The following is a 24,358-nucleotide window of genomic DNA, read 5'->3' as shown; positions in this document are numbered from 1 at the left end:
TCTATGAAGTCGGCCTGGTTTATCAGTTTTGAGGGCATCGACGGTGCTGGAAAATCAACCCACATCGAAGGTCTGGCGCAGTGGTTCAAAAGCCGTGGCCATGTGGTGACGCTCACGCGTGAACCTGGTGGTACGCCCTTGGCGGAAAAGTTTCGTGAATTGGCTTTGCACGAAAGCATGGACCCTTTAACGGAAGCTTTGGTCATGTTCGCAGCCCGACGCGAGCACTTGGTTCAAGTCATCGAGCCAGCCTTGGCAAGGGGCGAAGTTGTTTTATGTGATCGTTTTACAGATGCCACTTTTGCCTACCAAGGCGGTGGCCGCGGTTTTGATTGGAATGTACTGAAAGCACTTGAGCAAATGGTGCAAAAGGTTCCTGCAACAACGCTTCGTCAACCTGATCTCACCATTTGGTTTGATTTAGACCCAGCCATCGCTGCGCAACGTTTGAGCACGGCTCGCGTTCCCGACAAGTTTGAATCTCAGCCTCAATCTTTTTTTCAAGCCGTCCGTGATGGCTACGCCAAACGCATGCAGGAATCACCCTTGCGTTTTGTACAAATTGCGGCTGATCAGTCGCGTGAAGGCGTCTGGTCAGAGGTATTGAGGGCCGTTGAATTGGCATACGCAAAATGACCGCAACTGCACCCTGGATTGAAAGGCAAAGCTTGGCCTTGCTGTCGCAGCAAGGTCATGCTTGGCTGTTGCAAGGCCCGTCTGGATTGGGTCAATACGAGCTGGCCACGTCGATGGTCAGCGCATGGTTGTGTGAGTCAGCGACGGCACTGTCTGATGGCGCTTGTGGGCATTGCGGCAGTTGTCATGCTTTGAGTGTGCACACCCATGCTGACTTGATGGTGCTGATGCCAGAAACCATTTTGCTAGAACTGGGCTGGCCCTTGAGCGAAAAAGCCCAATCTGAAATCGACAACAAAACTCGAAAACCCAGCAAAGAAATTCGCATTGAAGCCATGCGCGATGCCATTGAGTTTTCACAGCGTACCAATGCAAGAGGTAAAGGCAAGGCCGTTTTGGTTTATCCGGCAGAGCGCATGAACCATGTTACGGCCAATGCACTGCTTAAAACCTTGGAAGAGCCACCAGGCGATGTGAAATTTGTCTTGGCCACTGAAGCTGCACATCAGTTGCTTCCTACCATTCGCAGCCGGTGCTTGATACATACAATGGCATGGCCTTCGGAAACAGAAGCAGTTCAATGGTTAGAAACGCAATCACTCTCCAAGGATGACGCTATCGCTTTGCTCAAAGCGGCAGGAGGTCGACCTGACGAAGTTCTGAAGCAACGCAATTTGGGGCAGTCAATGCAATGGTGGTCAAAATTCCCCAAGGCCATGTTGGCGGGAGATGCCAGCTATTGCTCGGACTTACCAGCCTCTGAAGTCATTGATGCGCTTCAAAAACTGTGTCACGATTTATTGATGCTTCAAACACACGCGACATTACGGTATTTCAATGAAGTGGATCTTCCCAAGCTCAAAGTTTCATCAGCGCAACTCACTGCTTGGTTTAAACGGTTGTCGCAGGCTGCCAAAACGTCTGAACATCCTTTCAACGCGGGCCTGATGCTAGAAGCCCTTTGTACTGAAGCACGTGAAGTGCTGAACAGCTCCTCCTAGATGTACACCGATTCCCATTGCCATTTGTCATTTCCTGAGCTCGTCTCTCAGTTGCCAGACATCCGTCAAAAAATGAACGACGCCAATGTGACTCGTGCCTTGTGCATTTGCACCACCATGGAAGAGTTTGACAACGTGCATGCACTGGCCACGAACTACGATAATTTTTGGAGCACCGTGGGTGTTCACCCAGACAACGAGGACATCTACGAGCCATCGGTGGCTGATTTGGTTGAAAAAGCCAATTTGCCACGCGTGGTAGCCATTGGCGAAACGGGTCTGGACTATTACCAAATGGAAGAGCGCAAGGGCGGCCGCACCATTCAAGACATGGAATGGCAGCGGGAGCGTTTTCGAACCCATATTCGAGCCGCACGTGCTGTCAACTTGCCCATGGTGATCCACACCCGTGCCTCCTCAGACGATACCTTGCGCATCCTGAAAGAAGAGGGTGAAGTAGGGGACGCAAACAGTGCAGGGGGTGTCTTTCACTGTTTTACTGAAACGATGGCGGTAGCCAAAGCTGCTCTCGATTTGGGTTTTTACATCTCTTTTTCTGGTATTTTGACCTTCAAAACAGCCCAAGATCTGCGTGACGTAGCAGCCTGGATGCCGCTAGATCGCATGCTCATAGAAACTGACAGCCCATATTTGGCTCCCGTGCCTTACCGTGGAAAGACCAATAATCCGTCTTATGTGCCTTTTGTGGCCAAATTGCTGGCTGAGTTGCGCGGCATGTCACCTGAAGCAATGGGCGAGTTGACCAGTCACAATTTTGATCGCCTTTTTACTAAAATTAAAGCGACATCATGACCCCTGTATTTGTCATAAATAACTTTAATAAAGTAAAAAAGTATATTGTTTTTATTGGATTTTCAGCATTTTCTGCCTTGTCAGCTGCGGGGTCCTATGAGGACTTTTTCATTGCCATCCAAAACGACCAAGTTAAAGTTGTTTCTAGCTTATTGAGCCGGGGTTTTGATCCCAATACAGTCAATTTAAAAGCGGAACCCGCATTGCTCAACGCGTTGAATGTCGGCGCATTCACCAGCGCAGAAGTTTTGGTTCGCCATCCCAAGATCAACGTCAATGTTCGCAATGTGCATGGCGAAACGGCATTGATGCTGGCTTGCCTCAAAGGCCATCTTGCCTTGGCCAAGTTGTTAATATCGAAGCAAGCCGATATCAACCAGCCAGGCTGGACGCCACTGCATTACGCTGCAACTGGCGGACATGTTGAATTGATTCAACTTTTGCTTGAAGAAAGTGCATATATCGATGCGGAATCACCAAATGGCACGACGCCTTTGATGATGGCTGCACGTTATGGCTCAGCGAAAGCAACGCAGTTGTTGATTGATGAAGGTGCTGATATTCAAGTTAAGAACCAACTTGGCTTAACGGCTTTGGATTTCGCAAAGCAAGGCAATCGTCCGGATGCGTTGGAAATCATCTCCAAGGCAATGAATCAAGTCAAAACTGATAAGAAGAGTCAGTAAGCCATTTGGGTTGGGTGATTGAGCTGATCTTCAAGCCCTAGATCGGCATTCATACATCTTATTAACTTCATACGATGTATATTATGTTAAGTATAGTAAATGGATCATAAAGCCAATCAGCAGCTATTCAATAGAATTACTCACCCCAAATAACAATGGCACTTTTCAGGGCCTTCTGTCATTCAAGGCGTTAAGTGCAGAACTTGCGTAGGACCCGCAGTTGTCATCCTCAATGGACGGTACTTCACTTGGCCCCATTCATCTTTCATGTCCTGATAGCGCGAGGAAAATGGATGGCCACTTTGACCCGTCTGATAAATGAAACCCGACTCGTCCAGATTGGCCAAATCGTAGACAGCACGCATGGAGGCCGCATGCCGTGTGGCAAATGGCAATGTGGCGCTATTTGTCCAGTACTGTCCCACATTAACCGTAAAGCCATCGCCGCCACTGGGCCCCACAACATCAAAGAAGCCCGCTAAAACTTTGACGTTGCCAAAAGGTCTGTGAGAACTCAGTGCTGGGTGTGCGCGTCCCCAGTTCCAGGCAGAAACCTTGTCACCTTGCATGGTGACAATTTTGTCCAAAGCTGTATCAAGCGCTTTGTTCATCAAGGCCTGGCAGCCGGCCACGCCGCACCATGATTGATCTTGCGTCGCCAAAATGCCTTCAACGGCTGGACGGAATGAGCGTTTGCCAAACAATGCTTTGAAACGAGTCTCACCCAATTTGGGAACCAGAATGGCGCGGGTCACCTCGTCAATCCAAACAGCGTAGATCAAAGCGCCTGCTGAATCACGCGACATGTCACCTTTGAAGGACTTGAGCAAAGGCAAGGCTTCTGCTGCCTTGACATGTTGTGAGGTCAAAGTTTGAAGGTATGGCAACAAGCGATCGGCCGCCAATGAATGCACATCCGCCTGAATGCTTTTCATTGTGTTGGCATCTAACTTTGTACCTGATGACAAGAGTTGTGCAATGCGATCAAAACGCTCAGGACCCGTCCAGTCGTTGGTTAAGAATTGCGCATAGCCTGGGGGCAAAATCTTTTGGTTGGCTGTCGCATGCCATCCTCTTTTTTCAATGTCTGATTGTGAAACTTCAGGCGTTTGGTCATAAGGAATCCAAGATTGCCAATCGTATTGCGCAAGCCAGCCAGGTGCAGGCACCATGCCGTTCAAATCGTTGCTTGAAGCACGCACTGGCACTTTGCCAGCAGCCTTGAAAAGCACATGCCCGTTGGCATCCGCCATCACCACATTTTGCATGGGTGAATGATTCTTAGAAAAAGCTTTGCGCAAATCGGCAACTGACTTTGCAAAGTTGGCTTCCATGCCTGCAACGATGGTTTGGTTGTCCGGGTCCAATGCCGACCATCGAATGGCAATGGCATATTTGTCTTTGTTTAAAAATTGAGCGTAGGCAGGTTGAACGTCAGAGATGACAGGACCATGGCGTGTGGACCTCACTTGAATGGCAACATCGCCCTTCCCTTTGACTTTCATCACCTCGTTACGAGTTTCAAAAGTCTGTTGTCCTGAAGGTGTTCTGTAGCTGTCTTTACCCTCCAGTGCTTCCAAAAATAAATCCTGGACGTCAGGACCCGTATTGGTAAAACCCCAAGCTGCTTTTTGAGTTCGGCCCAAAACAACAAATGGCAATCCTGGCAAAGTGGCGCCAACCACATTCAATTCATCGTGCGTTTGACCATCTGGCAATTTGCCTGCGGGCGCATGCAAGCCTGCAAAATACCAAACGGCAGGCGCACTTAAGCCTAGGTGGGGATCATTGGCGAGCAAGGGCAAACCAGATTGGGTGTTGTGACCTGGTAGTACCCAGTTGTTACTGCCCTTGCCTTCTAACACCCCAATGTCAAGAGTGCTAGAAGCCAACAGCTGTTGATTGGCCATTGCGGTGGCTTGAGGTGTCGATGGCTTGGCGTAGACGCCCAAGTTTTGATAGAGCGCCGCAATGTCAACTTTCGTGCCCCTGGCCTCCCCAGGATATGGCGGTAGCAAAGTCCAAAGTTCATCGGTGCTGAGTGTTTGCAGCGCCATCAAACGTGCAAATTCATTGCCCCAGTTACCGCCCAAATCCAAAGCCATCATGAGGGCCCAACCGACACTGTCAACGGCTGTCCAGGGCTTCATGTCTTTGCTGGGATTGATACCGAGAATGAGGAATTCTGGCGCTCGCCATTGGGCACTGGCGTAGCCTGATTGAACACCTTGCGCATAAGCTTCTAGGGCTTTTTGTGTGTTCAGAGGCAACTTGTCAAATTGGGCTTGAGCGGCTTTGATGATCCCCAGTGTGCGCATTAATTTGTCTGTTTCCAAGCTGGGCTCTCCAAGCCATTCAGACAATTCACCATGCATCACCTGCCGATTGAAGGCCAATTGCCAACCTCTTTCTTGCGCATGGACATAGCCAATGGCGCGCCACGCATCGATAGGATTCTGCGCGTGGATGTGCGTCACATCAGATGCATCGCGTTTGATCTCTACGGCAGCAGATAAGCCGATCAGTTGCGCATGGCCATTCAAAGGGGCAATGGACTTCAGGACGTAAATTTGAAAAGCGCCAAAGCCCAGTAATGCCAACAAGACAATGGCCAAAAGTGATCTCAAAAGCCAACGGTTCCATCGAATATTTTGCGCCATCAGATGTGTCCCCAAACCAAGAAGGCATCGCGTCCTTCCGTGGCCAAATCAACTTTGGCACCGATGGGCAAGAGGACTTTGGTGGGCACGTGGCCAAAAGGCAAGCCTGTCAAAACGGGAATCTTCAATTGCAAACGCAAGCGGTCTATCACTGTTTTCAATTTAAAACCTTTGTCGTGTGAGACCAATTTGTAGGCGGTGAATTGTCCAAACACAATGGCCTTCTGCTGCTGAAGTACACCCGCATTGAACAACTGCGTCAGCATGCGCTCAACTTTGTATGGATGTTCGCCCACATCTTCTAAAAACAAAACACCGCCTTTAACGGTGGGGAAATAAGGTGTGCCCAACAAGGAGGTAAGGACCGCTAAATTGCCACCCCACAAATCGGCATTGTTGACTTTGACAGGTTTGGTGAGCTCATCGGCAGGAAATCGCCAGCCGGTGCCCTCCCCTTGTTCCAAACACAAATCATCAAAACAAGCTTGCATGATGTCATCGGGCTCATGCTCTGGCCCAAAGTCTTCACCCAAGGCAGGGCCTTGCCATGTAATTCGCTGCGTTTTGGCATAGACAGCCAATTGGAAGGCTGTGAAGTCGCTCAAACCGACAAACTGCGTGCCTTTGTCGATGGCCTTGGCGATGGCCTTATAGGGCAGCTGCGTTAGAAGTCTTGTAAGCCCATAACCACCCCGAGAAATCATGGCAATGTCAGCGCCACTGGCCGCCGCACGCGTAATGGCGTTGAGGCGTGTTTCATCATCACCCGCAAAGCGCATGCTGCTGCTCAGCGCATCTGCATCAATGTCGACTTGATGACCTTGTGCTTGAAGGCGCTTCACACCTCTCTTGAATGCTGCTTTGTCGCGAACCGCACTGGACGGTGAAAAAATGTAGATGTGGCTCATGTCTTGTTATATTTGAAAAGCTGAACAGCAGCTTCAGCAATGGATTGTCCATGTTCTTGAACGAAATGCCCTGCTTCTGGCAACAGCATGGGCTCGGGGCAATTTCGAATCTTCTGGCGCAGAGCACGCATGACGGATTCACCCAATACAGGATCTTGCATGCCGATGGCCATCAATGATTGTCCTTGCCATTGATGTTGCCAAAACTCAGCAGCTTGGCGTGCAATGCTGGCACCAGGGCTGTCGACATGTTCTGGCACCATGGGCGGGAAAGCATGCAATGCAGCTCTGTGGCCTTTGTCAGTAAAGGGACGGTTGTAGGCTGATATTTCGCTGGCAGACAAGTGTCGATTGCCTCGCCCCAAAAGTTTGCCAACATCAAAGTCTGGGTTGGCTTTGCACCAAGCACGCCAACTCAAGAAACCTTCTGACAACGGTTCTTCGCCGGTGGTCAAGATGGTGTTCATGACCAGCAAACCCGAAAAGCGCTCGGGCATGACCATGGGCAATGTGAGACCCAGAATACCGCCCCAATCTTGGACCACCAACACGATGTTGCGAAGGTCTAAGCGCTCAATGAATTCAATCAAAATTTGTCGATGAAAGTCAAATGTATGTGCAGATGATTTTTTCAACTTGTCACTCTTGCCATACCCGATCAGGTCCGGTGCCACAACACGATGACCATACGATGTGAAAACAGGGATCATCTTGCGGTACAAATAACTCCAAGCTGGATTGCCGTGCAAGCACAGGTAAGTCAGTTGATGGCCATGGGGCTGGCTTTGGTTTTCATCCAAATAGTGAAGTCTCAGTCCACCCAAGGCGGGTAAATCGGAAAGGTAATGTGCTTGCCACGGGTAATCGGTCAAACCTTCAAACCATTCATCCGCAGGCCTGAGTGCGTCATCTCTTAAGGGGTTGCTGTTCAAGCGTTTAGGTTTGAAAAACTGCTGCATGAGCAGACGACACTCGTTTGCCAAAACACCCCGTGTCACTTGTGTTTGATGATTGATCGTGGCGTTGGCAAAGACGTCTAAGATGGAACCGGCCGCACCTGTTCGAGGTTCAGAAGCACCATAAACTACGCGCGCCAGTCGAGCGTTCACAATGGCACCAGCGCACATGGTGCAAGGCTCTAGAGTGACATACAGCGTGCAGTTTTCCAATCGATAGTTGCCGAGTGTGTGGGCTGCATCCCTTAAGGCCATTACTTCAGCGTGTGCGGTTGGATCCTTAGAGCCTACGGGGCCGTTGCGGCCACGACCCACAATCGCACCGTTTTGAACCACCACAGCGCCAACAGGCACCTCCCCTGCTTGCCCTGCTTGTTGCGCCAATTGAATGGCTTCTTGCATCCATTGCAGGTCAGTGGTCATGCCACCATTCCAAGACGACGCATCCAAAGGGCCAATTCTTTTTCAGACGGGTTGCCAGCCTCGTAGGCGGTATGCATTGCAGCATGAGATTCGGGACGGTGTTGATTCAGTTTAACTTTGGTTTGAATCTTCAAGACGCGCATTTCAAAGGCCACGATGGCATTCAGCATGGGTTCTGTGTAGCTGCTGGGCAATTGTCGCCACTGTTGCGCGTAGGAAGGTTCATGGTCTGAAATCAGTTGTTTCAGGATGCCATCTTTGGCTTCTTCACCTTCCAACATACGAACTTGCGCTTTGACATGCACGGCCAGATAGCTCCAAGTGGGTACTCGAACCAAATCGGGGTAAACAGACGGTGACATGTAAGCATGAGGCCCCATGAAGACCAATAAAACGTCAGGGCGTTGCTTCAAATAATTGGCATGTGGATTGCCCTTGGCCACATGTCCCAGTAGCAAGTCGCTTGATACATCGTTCTCATCGGTGGTGCTGGGTTGCAACTTGATGGGAAGGTGCGTCACAAACGGGAAACCATCGTCATCGTTTGAAATCAAACTGGCAAATGGATTCTCACGAATGATGGTTCGTGCATGGGAGGGGTGATCAAATTGCTTGGGCAGGTACATGGTCTGATACCTTTTCAGATGTATGTTCCAGCCAATGTAAGAACCTTGCCACCCGTGCTCATTTTGAAACGTGCAATGCCAGCACTTCGAATGGTGTTGACGCCGCCCAAGTCAAGCATGCGAATGCCTCTTTCTTTCAGGGATTCAATGCCTTTCCACAAAATCAAATTGTGCGCATGCAAGTCACGTCCTTTGTCTGACGTCCATCCCACTTGATAGGTGGCCGCTTCGCCATGAATTAAAAACATCATGGCTGCGATGCGGTCGCGACCCACATCGGCCCTTAAGGTCAAAATGTTCTTGGCAGGCTGCTTGCGTGAGTCAACGTAAAGGTCAAAGAACTGAACGGGCAAGCCATCTAGTTTTTTGTCTGCGCGCTGCTTCATTTCTGCATCCAGCAACCAACGATACTGACCTGCATTGGTGCCAACTCGATGGACTACCATTTCACTGTTTTCTCCACCGACCAATCGGTGGCGCCACCGGCGATCAAGCTGAGCGCGCAATTCTTCAAGCGAGGGTGTAATGTCCAACATGACCGTGGACATGCCTGACATGATTCGGCGCATGGGATTTAAACCATGCGGCTCGCCTTGCGCCACTTCAGGTGTGATCGCCATGAAACGAATGCCAGAAAGTGGCAATGACTTTTTCATCGCAGCATAAACTTGGGCTTCTTCTTTGGGCGCCAAGGGATGGGACCAAACAGGCCCCCGCGTGCAAAGCGCCATGGCCCCTAAGCTGCCCCATTTGCGAACAATGAATTGCGCTTGGGCGATCTGCTGGCCATCACGAAGAACACGCGCACGCAGCACAGGAACGCCCAACATCGCCAAACTTGAACCGTAGGCCCAATCTTGTTGCAGTGCAGCAGCGGCGGATGTGTGGACCGCATCCCATGTCGCGATATCGTGACCATCCCAATGGACTATCATTGGCACACTCCTGCATGTTGCGCAGAGACGGACTGAGTCATGTTGAAGAAATTCCTTGAAAAACGCCGTGCCCAAGTTGTGATGGGCCACAAACTGAAAGAAGCACGTCCTACCTGGCAGGCCGGATTTTGGGCTGCTGTGTATTTTGGGTTGCCATTTTTTCTGTTCACGGTTTTGATCGATGTTGCGATTGAGTGGTTTTCAGGCAAATGTTACGGATTGTGGTGCTATTTTCAATGAAGATGGCGCACATTGAACACCGAAATAAACCGCCACTTGTTATTTTCTGCATTAAACCAAATTCTGACTCGGATTAACGATGATGGTTGAACCAAACGAGTGCCCTTCAATCACGTTCTCCTTCATGAAAGATGCAAATGACTTTCAAATTCAGTATCGTCACGGTGCTTTCTTGCACCATTTTGTCCGCGTGCACTTTACTGAAGGCTGGAGATTCTTCGATTCAATTAAAACCTGCAGCATCAACTTTACTAAACCAGTGCGATCAATTAAGCAAATTTAACTACCCCCATACTGCCATCACGTCCGCTCGGATGGTTGCCTCGGGGGGCCTCACCAACGCTGGACAGCCCGTTTCTGAGCATTGTCTGGTGTCGGGACAAATGAACCGTCGCATCAGTTCAATCGATGGCGAAACCTATGCCATTGGTTTTGAAATGCGTCTTCCCATCGATTGGCGTGGCCGTTTCCTCTACCAAGCCAATGGTGGTACCGATGGGTTCATCGTGACAGCCGATGGCGGCGCATCCTTGGGAAGCGGCGGCGTCTTACGCAATGGACTGCAACTGGGATTTGCAGTCATCAGCTCCGATGCCGGACACAATGCGTCACAAAATCCACTCTTTGGACGTGACCCACAAGCTCGCCTAGACTATGGCTATCAAGCCATTGGTTCCTTGACTCCCATGGCAAAGGCCTTGATCAAAGCAGCTTACGGCAAAGAGCCTGATCGCTCCTACATCGCAGGTACTTCGAATGGTGGCCGCCAAGCCCTTGTTGCAGCGTCTCGATATCCAGAGCATTACGATGGCATTTTGGCCAACGCACCAGGCATCTACATGCCTCGCGCCTCTGTTGCCAATTTGTCACATGTCAAACGATGGGATTCTGTTGCATCAACGCGAGTCGTCAATGGCTTGCCAGACTATGAATCGTCATTGCCGATGGCAGAAAGGCAATTGATTGCCAGCGCCATTTTGGAACGATGCGATGCACTTGATGGCATGGTGGATGGCTTGGTCCAAGATACAGAAGCTTGTCGTTCTGCCTTTAACCTCAACAGAGATATACCAACTTGCAAAGCCAACCGCGATGGTACGTGCCTCAGTGCAGAACAAAAAAATGTGATCAACGCTGTTTATGCACCCGTCAAATTGCCCAATGGCGAACAGTTTTATCCAGGTTTTCCTTACGACCCGGGCATTGCACATCCGGGATGGGGGGAGTGGAAATTTAGAAACTCAGTACGGACAGCGCGTAACCCGGTTTCAGTAGGATTTATTTTCTCCACCCCACCCTCTTCAGACCTGACTTTGGCAAAGGACACCTCGCGTGCGGCACTTTTTGCGCTGAACTTTAATTTTGAAATAGAAATGCCAAAGATCTTTGCAACAGACAATGTTTACAAAGAAAGTGGCATGTCTTTCATGTCCCCTCCCAACGCGACTCAATTGGACAGACTTCGTCAGCGAGGTGGAAAAATAATTGTTGTTCATGGTACAGCTGACCCTATCTTTTCCATTGACGACACTGCCGCTTGGTACCGTGGTCTGGATGTTCATCATGGCGGGCAAGCGAATCGCTTCGCAAGATTTTTCCCAATCCCAGGCATGGGACACTCACGGGGTGGTCCCGCGACTGACCAATTTGACGCCCTAAGTGCCTTAGTGGATTGGGTGGAATACGGGAAAGCACCTGATCAGATCTTTGCAACTGTCAGAGGCACTGGTAATCCGGGAGGTCTCAATCCTGATATCCCGAGCAATTGGCCTAGCCATCGTTCGCGTCCCCTTTGCCCTTACCCATTGGTTGCCAGATATCAATCGGGTGACAAAGAGTTGGCCGCTAGTTATGCGTGTGTTCGTTAGCTTTTGAACAACGTATCCAAAGCAGAATCCCATTGATAAGTTGGAAAAATTTCCTGAATTTTTCCCTTTGATACGCCCACAGAATGCGTTAATGCTTGAGCGAACACGGCTCTGAAGTCGTGATGAACTGGCAGGTCTCGGCCCTCGTTGAGCTTGTCTGCCGCCAAGCCGTCCCAGCGACCATGCCACCGCCCCCCTTTGACGCCATTGCCCATGAGCCACATCACGTTGCCGTGACCATGGTCAGTTCCGCGCGTGCCATTTTCTGCACAGGTGCGACCAAACTCACTGGCCACGATCACCACATCCTTGGGCTCACTGAAAGCGGCCCGCAGCTGCAACAAAGTATTAGACAGGTTGGACAAATTGTTCGCCAATTGACCTGTGACGCTGCCTTGGTTGATGTGGGTATCCCAACCACCGGATGACAAGAAACCCAACTGCAATTGTCTGTTTTGTCGCATCAGGGTCCCAAGGTGTTTAGCATCCAATGCCAGACCCTGAGGTGAACCGGCACCATTGTTAGCAGCTTGTTGTTCATTGACCATGTTGGCTGGTTTCAACATGGCGGCGGTGGCCATGCGGTTGTTCGCCCCCTCCATCATGGTACTGGCCAACTTCTCATCACCTGCATACAACTGCCGCATGGCTTCGCGTGTTTTCGATTCTGCAAGGTAGCCTGGCCGAGTCGCCGATAAGCCATTGCCAACCAGTTGAACCGAATGAGGACCTGACAAAATTTTGGGGCCGCTTTCACCGACACCCATTGCACGCAGGGCATGACCCTCCCCCAACATGCCTGACACCACATTGAGCCAGCCCGCAGAAGGTGAACTAGAACCAGGCTTGCCAGTTTCCCAATGGTATTGCGCATCAAAGTGCGAACGACTTGGGTCAGGTGATCCGGCGCAAGGGATGGCAGCCAAAACACCTTGCTGCCAAAGTGGCAGCAGTCCAGAACATGCTGGATGCAAGCTAAAGGTGTCGTCCAATGTCAAAGCGGATTGGAGAGAGCCATCGGGTTTGGGAATGCCAATGGTAGGTCTGATTTGCGCGTAGCGTGGATCGCCATGGGGCACCAACATGGACAGACCATCGTAAGCACCTCGCAAAAAGACAAGCACCAAGCGACCTTTGGGGTCTTCATCTGCGGCCATGGCATGCAGACCCTGTAGCGCAAATGCGCCGGCACTCAATGACTGCAAAATGGCTTGTCGTCGCGTTTGCATCATGTGAATTGCACCACCCTTGCTACTTGAATACAAACTCTGAACTGCCCAAGACAAAGCCCATTCTCTGTGCTGGTGGCTGTTTCATGACAGCCTGAAGACTGCTGTCACTCAAGTAGCCATAGAGGTCTGATCGCTCTGGTGTATTTCTGGCAATGTTGAGTGAAAAATCAATGCGCCGTGTCAGCGCTTCTGGGGTCAACCATGTCGCAGCGTTGAAGGCATACCCATCCGGTGTGAGCCAATTTTGAATGCCTTGCCCCGCCACTGCCGCATAGCCAAAGGCTTGTAACCACTTGGTTCGATCTTGACCTGCATTGAGAACGCGCAAACTGGCGCACGCAAAATCAACGGGTGTTCTGTACAGTTTGTGCTCAGGATTCCAAAAGGCATCGTGGTTCAGCATCACCTTCATCACTTCGTAGATGTCCCCCCCCGAAGACAAGAATTTTTGTGTCATGGCTTTCACCAAGTCTTGCGGCGGTACATCGGCTACAAAATATTCAGCCAACCGTTGGGCGACACGTTGCGCTGTAGAGGGGTGATTGGCCAAAAAGCGGATGATCTGTTCGCCTTCTTGTTGACCCATCTTCTGCGCTGAACTCGGCACGCTTTGACCCATGACAGTTTTGGTACCCGATTCGTGCAAACGCATCACAAATTGAAAACCATTGGGAGCGCGGGGCGCAACGGTCCATCCCGTCAAAACCTTGGCCAGCTCTCGCACGTCATTTTGAGTATAGCCACCGTTGACGCCGAGGGTATGAAGTTCCATCAACTCACGCGCATAGTTTTCATTCAGTCCGCGAGCATTTTGTCCTGCCCTCGCCGCTTGCGGACTGACACTGAACCACTGGTCGAGGTAATAGAGCATGGCGGGATGTTTTGCACTGGCCATTACCAAATCTTCAAACTTGCCCAATGAATGGGCCCGTGCAACATGGAGGGTATAGTGCCCCACAAAGGGACGCACCGTTCCCTTTTGTTGATAAACGTTGAAATGGTTGAACCAGAATTCAGTCATTCGGGCCAACAAGGGCTGTTCAATTTCATCGCTGCTGCAACTTGCCAAACGCCACGCAATGGCCTTGTTCACTTGCGTTCTGTTGTAAAACAAGGGGTCGGTGGGTTCTGTGAATTGAAAGCGTTTTTCATTCACGACCAGTTCATTGATTTGCGTACCAGCAGGCACTGCTGCGCGTGCTTCTCGCTCCTGCCTAGCGCCGTCAAAAATAGCGGGCAAGCTGGCATTGATGGACGCCAAATCAGGTGGCAGATTGGCAGGCGCTAAACTGGCTTGGCGAGCTGCATCGAGTTGGCTCAAAGCCCACGCTTTAGGTTGACCATGGGCCTTGAGATCGGCCAACAACGCAGGTGTTGGCCCATAACTCAAACGATTGAGGACGCGCCACTCAGCCGCTTTGCCTTGGGGTTTGAGATTTCCGGAAATGCCGGGAGAATCAATTTGTGAAAGTGGCCCTTGTGCGCATCCCCACAAACCCATCAAACAACAAGTTAATCCAACAAGCCACAACGGCTTGATACCCTTGAGACTTGTTGATCTAATCATGATGCTTGAATGTTATTCCCACTCAATGGTTGCTGGTGGCTTGCTGCTCACGTCGTAAGTGACACGGTTAATGCCGCGCACTTCGTTGATGATACGGCCCGACACTTTTTTCAGCAAGGCATACGGTAACTCAGCCCAATCTGCCGTCATAAAGTCAGATGTTTGAACGGCGCGCAAGGCCACTACGTAATCGTAAGTTCGGCCGTCGCCCATCACGCCAACACTCTTCACGGGCAAGAAAACCGTGAAAGCTTGACTGGTTAGGTCGTACCAAGACTTACCTGATACGTCTTTAAAGTTGCGTAACTCTTCAATGAAGATGGCATCTGCGCGTCGCAGCAAGTCGGCATACTCTTTTTTAACTTCACCCAAGATGCGCACACCCAATCCAGGGCCAGGGAAAGGATGGCGATAAACCATCTCGCGAGGCAAACCAAGTGCCACACCTAACTCGCGCACTTCGTCTTTGAAGAGTTCACGCAGAGGCTCGAGAAGCTTCAGACCCAATTGCTCTGGCAAGCCACCCACGTTGTGGTGGCTCTTGATGGTGACAGCTTTCTTGCTTTTGGCGCCACCTGATTCGATGACATCAGGATAAATGGTGCCTTGTGCCAAGAAGCTCGCGCCTTTGTGGCCGCCAGTTCCCGCTTTCAATTTGGCAGCTTCGTCTTTGAACACATCGACAAACAATCCACCAATGATTTTGCGTTTTTGCTCTGGCTCACTAACGCCTGCCAATTTCCCCAAGAATAAATCGGCTGCGTCCACACGAATCACACGGGCGTGCAATTTGCCTTCAAACATTTCCATGACCATGTCGCCCTCGTTCAAGCGCAAGAGTCCATGATCCACAAAGACACACGTCAATTGATCGCCAATGGCGCGGTGAATCAAGGCAGCTGCCACTGAGGAATCAACGCCGCCTGACAAGCCTAAGATGACTTCTTCGTCGCCCACTTGTTCACGAATTTTGGCAACGGCTTCTTCAATGTAGTTGCCCATGATCCAATCTGGACGGACTTTGCAAATGTCCAACACAAAGCGATTCAAAAGCGCTTGGCCTTGAACGGTGTGTGTCACCTCTGGGTGAAACTGAACTGCATAAAAGCGGCGCGCTTCATCGGCCATGCCAGCGATGGGGCAAGCAGGCGTAGAGGCCATCACTTTGAAACCCTCAGGCATTTGCGTTACTTTGTCGCCATGGCTCATCCAAACCTTGAGCATGCCGTGGCCTTCTGCCGTGGCAAAGTCTTCAATGCCCTTGAGCAATTCGGTATGGCCATGCGCACGCACTTCGGCATAACCAAATTCACGGGTGTGACCTGCTTCTACCTTGCCGCCCAATTGTTGCGCCATGGTTTGCATGCCGTAGCAAATGCCGAGAACAGGAATGCCCAACTCAAACACTGCATCAGGGGCCCGATCGTCGACTTCATAAACGCTGGCGTGTGAGCCGGACAAAATGATGCCCTTCAAGTTGCCATCTTTGGCGTAATCACGGACCCATTCACTGGTGACGTCGCAAGGATGCACTTCACAAAAGACATGGGCCTCACGCACGCGACGTGCGATGAGTTGGGTGACTTGGGAGCCAAAGTCAAGAATCAGAATTTTGGAATGCTGCATGGAATGGGGTCAATTCAAAGGGGCTAATCTGCGGTGAACGAATGTTCAATTAATCGGCGCGGTAATTGGGGGCTTCTTTGGTAATTTGGACGTCATGCACGTGGCTTTCGCGAATTCCGGCCGATGTAATTTCGACAAACTCTGCCTTGTTGCGCATGTCTTCAATGGTGGGGCATCCACAGTAGCCCATGCTGGCACGCAAGCCACCCGCCATTTGGAACAGAATGGCCACCACCGAACCTTTGTAGGGCACGCGTCCCTCAATGCCTTCTGGCACCAACTTATCGGCATTGGGATTGCCCGTACTGGACTCTTGAAAGTATCGGTCGGCACTGCCCTGTTGCATGGCGCCAATGCTGCCCATGCCGCGATAACTCTTATAGCTTCGGCCTTGGTACAAAATCACTTCGCCTGGCGCTTCTTCAGTTCCTGCAAACATGCCGCCCATCATCACGGTGCTGGCACCTGCAGCAATGGCTTTGGCAATGTCGCCGCTGTAACGAATGCCACCGTCTGCAATGAGGGGTACACCCGTGCCTTGCAAGGCAGTGGCAACGTTGTCGATGGCCATCACTTGTGGCACACCCACACCGGCCACAATGCGCGTGGTGCAAATGGAACCAGGGCCGATGCCCACTTTGACGGCATCTGCACCCGCTTCGACCAACGCCAAGGCCGCAGCACCAGTGGCAATGTTGCCGCCAATCACTTCAATTTGCGGATAATTTTTCTTGACCCATCGCACACGCTCGATCACGCCTTGGCTGTGACCGTGGGCTGTGTCAACCACAATGGCGTCCACACCCGCTTTGACCAGTGCTTCAACGCGGGCCTCTGTGCCATCACCAACGCCAACGGCTGCACCAACCAACAAACGACCCGAGGCATCACGGGCGGCTAAGGGAAAGTTCAACTGCTTGGTGATGTCCTTGACCGTGATCAAGCCTTTGAGTTCAAAGGCATCGTTGACCACCAAGAGGCGTTCCAATTTGTATTTGTTCAAAAGCGCTTTGGCTTCTTCTGGCGTGGTGCCTTCTGGCACCGTGATCAAGCGGTCACGCTTGGTCATGATCTCGCTGACTGGCTGGTCGTAACGTGTTTCGAAGCGCATGTCGCGTCCCGTCACAATGCCCACCACTTTGCCACCTTCACAAACGGGGAAACCAGAGACGCCCAGTTCATCGGACAGTGCCATGACCTGGCGGACTTTGGTGTCGGGTGTGATGACCACGGGGTCGCGCAATACGCCTGACTCATAGCGTTTGACTTTGGCAACCTGGGCTGCCTGTTCTTGAGCGGTCAGATTCTTGTGAACGATGCCAATGCCGCCTTCTTGGGCGATGGCAATGGCCAAACGTGCTTCGGTTACAGTGTCCATGGCCGCAGAGACCAAGGGCAGGTTCAATCGCAGTTTGCGTGTGAATTGAGTGGCAAGAGATGTGTCCTTGGGCAGGACTTGGGAGTAGGCAGGCACCAACAACACATCGTCGAAGGTGAGGGCTTTACCGAGCAGGCGCATAAGGGAGGGCTCCAAAAAAAGGATTGTACCCTCGTCAAAGCTGGCTTTGAAGCCGAAATGTCGGCTTCAATAGCCCGCAACAGCCCCAACACGGCGCCGGGCAAAAAGTCCCGTTCTGCCCTTGCCCTGGCGCTTAAATCGCTGTTTTCGGGCTAATTTAGGGTCAACCTGCAGGGCGCGGTAGATTTCAAGGCGATCCCCATCTTTGAGCACTTGGTGGCTGGTGACCATGCGACCCCAAATTCCTTGTTTCAAAGGCATTTCAGGGGGGTGCTTCAAGGCGGCTAAGTAGGAGAGCCATTCAGGTGATTGGTGCAAGGTCGCAAGGGCATCTTTGACCAAGCTGCCTTCAGGCAAAGACAGATACATTTGCACCACCCTCCTGGGCGCGGGACTGAACAGGCAGTCGACCTGAATCATGCTACTGTGCCGTAGATTTGATCGGCGCGCTTGACAAACGCATCCACCAAAGTTGCGGCAATTTTGTCAAACACGGGGCCCACCACAGCCGCCAAGGTTGCGCTGGAAAAGCCGTATTCCAAAGTGAGAGTGACCTTGCAGGCCCGTTGAGAGTTGTCGCCCACAGGATCAAATGACCAAGTGCCATCTAAATTTGAAAACGGACCTTTGACCAGTTTCATTCGAACTTCGCGGTTTTCTATGTGGGTGTTGTGCGTGACAAAGATTTGTTTGACGCCAGCCATGCCAATGCCGACTTCGGCGTCCATCTCTAAACCTTGAACATCCAACACTTTGGAGTGATTGCACCAAGGTAAAAAATGCATGTACTGATCGACATCTGTTACCAGGCGAAACATTTCCTCTGGCGAGTACCAGATTAAAACGGATTTGATCAGTTTCTTCATACAATAAGGCTTCTGAGACACATTGTAATTTCTCTAAGAGGCTCCTTGCTCAATCAAGCGCAAATTCAAGCGCCAAAGCAAGACGGGCCAACGCCCTCCTACTATCACTGTCATGGCCACGCCACCCAAAAAAACCAAAGGATCTGGTAAGTCAGGTCTCATTGCCGAAAACAAAAAAGCAGCCTTCGACTACTTTTTTGAAGAGCGGCACGAGTGCGGCATGGTCTTGGAAGGCTGGGAAGTGAAAGCCGTGCGCGAAGGCAAAGTTCAACTCACCGATGGCTATGTGGTCATTCGCAACAAAGAGATGTTCATCATTGGTTGCCTGATCAATCCGCTTAAAACGGCTTCGACTCACGTCAATCCAGAAGCGGCCCGTACTCGCAAGTTACTGCTTAAACGAGATGAAATCGATCGCCTCACCAGCAAGGTCGAGCAAAAAGGTTTTACCTTGGTGCCCATCAATTTGCATTGGAAGGCGGGTTTCATCAAGTGCGAAGTTGCGCTTGCAAAAGGCAAGGCCGAACACGACAAACGTGACACCATCAAAGACCGCGAAGGCAAGCGCGAGGTAGAACGCGCCATGAAAAGCCGCAACCGCTAAGGGCGGCAGCTTGGACTAATTCAGGTGGCGCAGTGGGTGCGTCTCTGGACTCCAGGGACTCTCAAAAAACGCAGGCCATTCAGTTGGCGCTACATCGGCCAACTGCCCGTGAGCCCATTGGGGCTGATGATCTTTGTCAATGGCCAAGGCACGAATGCCTTCAACGGTTTCGCTGCGTTCTCGCAAGTGGAAGCAATGGTGAACCAAATCACGCTCCATGCGCAAGTCATCGGCCAAACTCATGTTGCGTGCTTTGCGAATTTGAGCCAACACCACATGCACCATCAAAGGGGATGCCTTGGTCAAACTGGTCAGGGATTGCTGAGCCCATTCAGAATTGTCTTGCGCCAAAGCAAAGCTGATTTCTAAAGGCGAAGACAACGCAAAAATTTGATCGATCTCAGCCTTATGAGGGAAAGAAGAAGTTTCCAATTTGGTGAACTGACTTTGAATCCATCGCTCAATCGCTTCGCCACTTTCAAAAGGTGTGCTCAACAAGGTGTTCCAAAGTACAGGCAAGCGTTGCACCTCAATCAACCCATCTGCCAAACCGGCCTGAATGGCTTGCAGACCATTGATTTTTTGACCAGTCAGACCCAAGTACTCACCAATCCGACCAGGACAACGACCTAAGAAATAGCCGCCGCCTACATCAGGAAACAAACCAATGTGTGTTTCGGGCATGGCCATTTGCGTTTTGTCAGTCACGATTCGAACGCTGGCACCTTGGCTGATGCCCATGCCGCCGCCCATCACAACACCGTCCATGAATGCGATATAGGGCTTTGTATAGGTGTGAATCAAATGATTCAATGCGTATTCTTCTGTAAAGAAATCTGCCAGACTCTTATCGCCAGCCAAAGCTGCCTGGTGAAAGAATCGAATATCACCACCGGCACAAAAGTGTCCGAAGGGACTTTCTTTGCCGTGGCCGCGCACCAGCACAGCCAACACTTGGGGATTGTTCTGGAACTCTATCAAGGCTTTCGTCAAATCGCGAACCATGTCAAGCGACAGCGCATTCAATGCTTTGGGACGGTTGAGCGTGATGCACCCTACTCGGCCGGTAACTTCCTTGATGATCAAAGAACTGGCGATGCCAGCATTCATGTCAGACATTGCGTTGTCTCCATCCAAACCATTCATTTCCAAACAAAGCAGCAATCACCATGCTGCCACCCACCAACACACTCAGGTGCGGTTCTTCACTGGCACCCCACCAGGCCAAGGCAATGCCAAAAATAACTTCTAACAAAGCGAGCAATGAAACCTCAGGCGCCTTCAAGGATCTGGCACAAATGACCGACAGCGTACAAGGGATGGCCAATTGCACAAAACCCAACAAAGCCAGCAAACCCAAATCGTGAGGGCTCGTTTGCAAGGGCCAGGCCAATGGCAATGTGAGCAGTGAAGAAATCACGGCCCCTAATAAAACCGAGGGCACCAGGTCAATGGACGTGCCTTGAGACTGACTTTTCTGTGTCAAGTTCCATTGCGTAGCGCCTGCAAGCGGAACACACAATGCCACAGCGGCACCCATCAGAAAGTTGGGATCACCCAATTGCAGTTGGCTGAAAAACATCAATGCAATACCAGCACCTGCGAATGCAATGGCAAACCACGTTCTCAGTGGCAGTCGGTGAGATATAAAAAGCCAAGAGCCAAGCGCTGTCAGCAAGGGACCACAAGCCATGGTGATCAAGACATTGGCCACTGCAGTCAGTGTCAATGCCATCATGAACGCTGTGAACATGATGCTCCAGCACAAGCCCGACAACCAAAAATAAGGGCTGCGCCAAGGCAGCCTTTTCCAAACACCCACGCCTTGCCAGAGGGTCAGGATGAGGGTCAAGCCCAGAACCGTGAAAGCACTCCGCCAAAAAGTGATCTCAAAGCCGCGCGCGCTTTCTAAGTGGCGTGATACCACGCCAGCGATTGACCACAAAGCGGTCACGAGCACCATCAAGGCAACTGCGTGACCGTGTTTGAGTTTGAGCACTTTGGGTGCTTACGAGTCTTAAGCAACCGGTCGCAAATTACGCGCGACCAGCTTTCTTACGCTCGTGCTCTTTCAAGAAACGTTTACGCAGACGAACGCTCTTCGGTGTGATTTCCACCAATTCGTCATCGTCAATGAACTCAACGCCGTATTCCAACGTCAGGTCGATGGGCGGTGTGATCTTGATGGCGTCTTCTTTGCCAGACACGCGGAAGTTGGTCAGTTGCTTGGTACGTGTGGCGTTGACCACCAAGTCGTTGTCACGGCTGTGGATGCCCACAATCATGCCTTCGTACACAGGGTCATTGGCCTTCACAAACATGCGGCCTCGGTCGTCCAATTTGCCCAAGGCGTAGGTGAAGATTTCACCATCGTCCATTGAAATCAGCACGCCATTTTTACGACCACCAATTTCACCTTTGTGAGGTTCGTAGCTGTCAAAGATGTTGGAAATCAAACCGGAGCCACGTGTCAAGTTCAAGAATTCGTTGGTGAAGCCAATCAAACCACGAGCAGGAATGCGATATTCCAAACGCACACGGCCGCGGCCATCGGGTTCCATGTTGACCAATTCGCCTTTGCGCTCGCCCAAGGCTTGCATGACGCCGCCTTGGTGTGTTTCTTCAATGTCGGCTGTGACCAATTCGATTGGCTCGTGACGAACACCATCAATGTCGCGGAACACAACGCGTGGCTTTGAAACAGCCAACTCATAACCTTCGCGGCGCATGTTTTCCAACAAGATGGTCAAGTGCAATTCGCCGCGACCTGCTACGTCAAACACGCCTTCTTCGTCGGTTTCCTTCACGCGCAGCGCTACGTTGTGTTGCAGTTCTTTTTGTAGACGATCCCAAATTTGACGGCTCGTAACGTACTTACCTTCGCGACCGGCCAAGGGGCTGGTGTTGACACAGAAATTCATTGTCAACGTGGGCTCGTCGATCTTCAGCATTGGCAGTGGTGCAGGATTGACGGGGTCAGTGACAGTCACGCCGATGCCCAAGTCTGCAATGCCATTGATCAATACGATGTCGCCAGGGCCAGCTTCAGTAACTTGAACTCGGTCCAAGCCACGGAAGGTCAAAACTTGGTTGATGCGGCCTTTGAAGGAATTGCCATCAGGGCCTTCCATCACTTGCACATCCATCATGGGTTTGATGGTGCCTTGGCTGATACGGCCCACACCGATGCGTCCCACAAAGGTAGAGAAATCAAGCGCTGAAATTTGCAATTGCAAAGGCGCATCTGGATCACCTGCTTGTGCGGGCACGTGCTTCAACACCGTGTTGAAAAGCGCAGACATATCAGGGCCCCACTGCTCACCTGGTGCACCCTCTTCTAAAGACGTCCAACCATTGATGCCAGAGGCATACACCACGGGGAAGTCGAGTTGTTCGTCTGTTGCGCCCAATTTGTCAAACAAGTCAAAAGCTTGATTGACCACTTTGTCTGGGTTCGCACCGGGCTTGTCTACTTTGTTCACAACCACGATGGGCTTCAAGCCCAAGGCCAAAGCCTTCTTGGTCACGAAACGCGTTTGGGGCATAGGACCTTCTTGCGCGTCAATCAGCAAGACCACGCCGTCCACCATGGACAATGCGCGCTCCACTTCACCACCAAAATCCGCGTGGCCTGGGGTGTCAACGATGTTGATGTGCGTACCTTCCCAGCTGACGGCACAGTTTTTGGCCAAGATGGTAATGCCACGTTCACGCTCAATGGCGTTGTTGTCCATGACGGTGTCGACCACTTTTTCGTGTTCGGCAAATGTGCCAGACTGACGCAGCAGTTGGTCAACCATGGTGGTTTTACCGTGGTCAACGTGGGCGATGATCGCGATGTTACGAATTTGTCTACTCATGCTAAGGCCTTCTCCAAAATTGATTGAATTTCTAGGGGGCTTAATAAGCGCCCCGGAATCAGTTCACCAGCTTTCACGTGCGCAGTGCCCAAGAGCGCGCGCGGTGAATCGCCGTACACAGCAACATGCAGGTTGTCGGGCCAATCGCCACGACGGCGCACGCCGCTTAAGAATCTGCCCGCATCATCTGGGGGCAAGGTGACAGGGGTATGACCATCGAGCAAGGCATCGACAGCTAACAATTTCATTTCACGCTCTGCTTCAGGCAAAGCTTCTAGCGCTTGAATGCTGATGCATTCAGCTTCTACAAACGGACCCGTTTGAATGCGCCGCAAAGAACTAAGGTGTCCACATGTTCCTAAGGCAATGGCAATGTCTTCACCCAAGGTGCGAATGTAGGTTCCCTTGCTGCAAGTCACTGTGACTTTCAATCGTCGGTGGTCATTCTCGGGCGCAACTTCTTCCAATGCCAAAGCATGGATCACGATGTGGCGAGCTTCTCGTTCCACTTCAATGCCTGCACGAGCGTAGTCATACAAAGCTTTGCCATCCTTTTTCAAGGCGCTGTACATGGGTGGAATTTGATCAATCGGCCCAGTGAACTTGGTTTGCACTTGTTGAAGTTGATCCGCTGTGAAGCTCACAGGCATTTCAGAAACCACTTCACCTTCCAAATCACCCGTGCTGGTTTGGACACCCAAAACAACAATGGCTTCGTAAGACTTATCTGCATCCAAGTGCAGCTGGCTGAACTTGGTGGCTGCACCAAAACACAAAGGTAAAACACCCGTGGCCAAAGGATCCAAGGTACCTGTGTGCCCTGCCTTTTCGGCGCGCAGCAACCACTTGGCTTTTTGCAAAGCATCGTTACTGGACATACCGTATGGCTTGTCTAACAACAGCACCCCATGCACAGGGCGCCGTTGCACCCTGGTGCGTGGCGCGTTCATATCACTCCTCGTCCTTTGAACGTGAAGCGACGGCCTTGGAGATCAAGGCATTCATGTCGGATGCACGCTCAGTGGTGCGATCAAAAATGAAATGAAGCGTGGGAACTGTGTGAATTTGCAAACGCTTGAACAAACCATTGCGCAAGAAACCTGCGGCAGCGTTTAAACCTGCTGTCGCTTCTTCTGGCTTGCCCGTAATCAAGCTGAAAAACACCTTGGCATGTGCGTAGTCAGGCGTAACTTCCACCGCATTCAAAGTGACCATGCCCACACGCGGATCTTTCAGCTCGCGCGCGATCAGCTCCGACAGATCACGTTGGATCTGGTCGGCCACGCGAAATCCGCGGTGGGCTGAGCTAGTCGGTTTGCGTGCCATGAACGG

The 24,358-nt window shown here is 51.3% G+C and carries 22 protein-coding genes; 6 read left to right on the top strand and 16 right to left on the bottom strand.

Features of this window, described 5'->3' with window-relative positions; all coding sequences use genetic code 11:
* Positions 1 to 3: 3 nt before the first annotated feature.
* The 4 genes from tmk to L103DPR2_RS08860 are packed head-to-tail and all read left to right on the top strand — an operon-like array spanning position 4 to position 3,136.
* The gene (gene tmk, locus L103DPR2_RS08875; RefSeq protein WP_055360764.1) at positions 4 to 636 is read left to right on the top strand and encodes a dTMP kinase; all 633 of its coding nucleotides are present in this window, start codon (positions 4 to 6) and stop codon (positions 634 to 636) included.
* Positions 633 to 1,637 (top strand): DNA polymerase, encoded by a 1,005-nt coding sequence (locus L103DPR2_RS08870; RefSeq protein WP_055360763.1) that lies wholly within the window; start codon positions 633 to 635, stop codon positions 1,635 to 1,637. Before tmk ends, L103DPR2_RS08870 begins: the two co-directional genes overlap by 4 nt.
* A complete protein-coding gene (locus L103DPR2_RS08865; protein ID WP_055360762.1) occupies positions 1,638 to 2,450 on the top strand; it encodes a TatD family hydrolase in 813 nt (270 codons plus the stop codon). It begins immediately after the preceding gene.
* Positions 2,447 to 3,136 carry an ankyrin repeat domain-containing protein gene (locus L103DPR2_RS08860; RefSeq protein ID WP_055360761.1) on the top strand — a complete coding sequence of 230 codons (690 nt, stop codon included), beginning with the start codon at positions 2,447 to 2,449 and terminating at the stop codon, positions 3,134 to 3,136. The genes L103DPR2_RS08865 and L103DPR2_RS08860 overlap by 4 nt, the downstream gene beginning before the upstream one ends.
* Before the next feature lie 182 nt (positions 3,137 to 3,318).
* Here L103DPR2_RS08860 and L103DPR2_RS08855 read toward each other — a convergent pair whose 3' ends face one another.
* The 5 genes from L103DPR2_RS08855 to L103DPR2_RS08835 are packed head-to-tail and all read right to left on the bottom strand — an operon-like array spanning position 3,319 to position 9,644.
* On the bottom strand, positions 3,319 to 5,763 hold the full coding sequence (locus L103DPR2_RS08855) for a penicillin acylase family protein (RefSeq protein WP_197274860.1): 2,445 nt from the start codon (positions 5,761 to 5,763) through the stop codon (positions 3,319 to 3,321).
* 32 nt (positions 5,764 to 5,795) lie between these two features.
* A complete protein-coding gene (locus L103DPR2_RS08850; protein WP_055360759.1) occupies positions 5,796 to 6,704 on the bottom strand; it encodes an LD-carboxypeptidase in 909 nt (302 codons plus the stop codon).
* Positions 6,701 to 8,083, bottom strand: a complete 1,383-nt coding sequence (tadA, locus tag L103DPR2_RS08845) for a tRNA adenosine(34) deaminase TadA (protein ID WP_055360758.1) — start codon at positions 8,081 to 8,083, stop codon at positions 6,701 to 6,703. Before tadA ends, L103DPR2_RS08850 begins: the two co-directional genes overlap by 4 nt.
* Positions 8,080 to 8,709: an FMN-binding negative transcriptional regulator gene (locus tag L103DPR2_RS08840; protein ID WP_055360757.1), complete on the bottom strand. Its 630-nt coding sequence runs from the start codon at positions 8,707 to 8,709 to the stop codon at positions 8,080 to 8,082. The genes tadA and L103DPR2_RS08840 overlap by 4 nt, the downstream gene beginning before the upstream one ends.
* A gap of 14 nt (positions 8,710 to 8,723) precedes the next feature.
* A complete protein-coding gene (locus L103DPR2_RS08835) occupies positions 8,724 to 9,644 on the bottom strand; it encodes a GNAT family N-acetyltransferase (RefSeq protein ID WP_055360756.1) in 921 nt (306 codons plus the stop codon).
* Positions 9,645 to 10,015: 371 nt separating this feature from the next.
* Between L103DPR2_RS08835 and L103DPR2_RS08825 the strand changes: the two genes are divergently transcribed.
* The gene (locus tag L103DPR2_RS08825; protein ID WP_082466772.1) at positions 10,016 to 11,752 is read left to right on the top strand and encodes a tannase/feruloyl esterase family alpha/beta hydrolase; all 1,737 of its coding nucleotides are present in this window, start codon (positions 10,016 to 10,018) and stop codon (positions 11,750 to 11,752) included.
* Here the strand turns inward: L103DPR2_RS08825 and L103DPR2_RS08820 are convergent.
* The 6 genes from L103DPR2_RS08820 to L103DPR2_RS08795 form a co-directional block, all read right to left on the bottom strand.
* A complete protein-coding gene (locus L103DPR2_RS08820; RefSeq protein ID WP_055360754.1) occupies positions 11,749 to 12,984 on the bottom strand; it encodes a DUF1501 domain-containing protein in 1,236 nt (411 codons plus the stop codon). The two genes, L103DPR2_RS08825 and L103DPR2_RS08820, sit on opposite strands and share 4 nt — an antisense overlap.
* A gap of 19 nt (positions 12,985 to 13,003) precedes the next feature.
* Positions 13,004 to 14,485 (bottom strand): DUF1800 domain-containing protein, encoded by a 1,482-nt coding sequence (locus tag L103DPR2_RS08815; protein WP_055360753.1) that lies wholly within the window; start codon positions 14,483 to 14,485, stop codon positions 13,004 to 13,006.
* A gap of 78 nt (positions 14,486 to 14,563) precedes the next feature.
* Positions 14,564 to 16,177: a glutamine-hydrolyzing GMP synthase gene (gene guaA / locus L103DPR2_RS08810; RefSeq protein ID WP_055360752.1), complete on the bottom strand. Its 1,614-nt coding sequence runs from the start codon at positions 16,175 to 16,177 to the stop codon at positions 14,564 to 14,566.
* A 49-nt stretch (positions 16,178 to 16,226) separates the two neighbouring features.
* Entirely contained in the window at positions 16,227 to 17,696 is a 1,470-nt protein-coding gene (gene guaB, locus L103DPR2_RS08805; RefSeq protein ID WP_055360751.1) for an IMP dehydrogenase, read from the bottom strand.
* Between the two features lie 66 nt (positions 17,697 to 17,762).
* On the bottom strand, positions 17,763 to 18,116 hold the full coding sequence (locus tag L103DPR2_RS08800; RefSeq protein WP_055360750.1) for an RnfH family protein: 354 nt from the start codon (positions 18,114 to 18,116) through the stop codon (positions 17,763 to 17,765).
* Positions 18,113 to 18,562: a type II toxin-antitoxin system RatA family toxin gene (locus L103DPR2_RS08795; protein WP_055360749.1), complete on the bottom strand. Its 450-nt coding sequence runs from the start codon at positions 18,560 to 18,562 to the stop codon at positions 18,113 to 18,115. The genes L103DPR2_RS08800 and L103DPR2_RS08795 overlap by 4 nt, the downstream gene beginning before the upstream one ends.
* A gap of 112 nt (positions 18,563 to 18,674) precedes the next feature.
* Between L103DPR2_RS08795 and smpB the strand changes: the two genes are divergently transcribed.
* On the top strand, positions 18,675 to 19,166 hold the full coding sequence (gene smpB / locus L103DPR2_RS08790; RefSeq protein WP_055360748.1) for an SsrA-binding protein SmpB: 492 nt from the start codon (positions 18,675 to 18,677) through the stop codon (positions 19,164 to 19,166).
* A gap of 15 nt (positions 19,167 to 19,181) precedes the next feature.
* Here the strand turns inward: smpB and L103DPR2_RS08785 are convergent, their stop codons facing one another.
* From L103DPR2_RS08785 to rbfA, 5 genes are all read right to left on the bottom strand, one after another.
* A complete protein-coding gene (locus tag L103DPR2_RS08785; RefSeq protein ID WP_055360747.1) occupies positions 19,182 to 20,285 on the bottom strand; it encodes an enoyl-CoA hydratase/isomerase family protein in 1,104 nt (367 codons plus the stop codon).
* Complete coding sequence (locus tag L103DPR2_RS08780) at positions 20,278 to 21,129, bottom strand: DMT family transporter (protein ID WP_055361948.1); 852 nt, start codon at positions 21,127 to 21,129, stop codon at positions 20,278 to 20,280. Before L103DPR2_RS08780 ends, L103DPR2_RS08785 begins: the two co-directional genes overlap by 8 nt.
* A gap of 73 nt (positions 21,130 to 21,202) precedes the next feature.
* The gene (typA, locus tag L103DPR2_RS08775; protein WP_055360746.1) at positions 21,203 to 23,026 is read right to left on the bottom strand and encodes a translational GTPase TypA; all 1,824 of its coding nucleotides are present in this window, start codon (positions 23,024 to 23,026) and stop codon (positions 21,203 to 21,205) included.
* The gene (gene truB, locus L103DPR2_RS08770; protein ID WP_055360745.1) at positions 23,023 to 23,976 is read right to left on the bottom strand and encodes a tRNA pseudouridine(55) synthase TruB; all 954 of its coding nucleotides are present in this window, start codon (positions 23,974 to 23,976) and stop codon (positions 23,023 to 23,025) included. The genes typA and truB overlap by 4 nt, the downstream gene beginning before the upstream one ends.
* A 1-nt stretch (position 23,977) precedes the next feature.
* Positions 23,978 to 24,352: a 30S ribosome-binding factor RbfA gene (gene rbfA, locus L103DPR2_RS08765; protein WP_055360744.1), complete on the bottom strand. Its 375-nt coding sequence runs from the start codon at positions 24,350 to 24,352 to the stop codon at positions 23,978 to 23,980.
* Positions 24,353 to 24,358 lie beyond the last annotated feature (6 nt).

The organism is Limnohabitans sp. 103DPR2 (assembly GCF_001412575.1).
GTDB lineage: Bacteria > Pseudomonadota > Gammaproteobacteria > Burkholderiales > Burkholderiaceae_C > Limnohabitans_A.
Note: the sequence above shows the minus strand (reverse complement) of the source record. Positions and strands in the feature narration are given on the sequence as shown.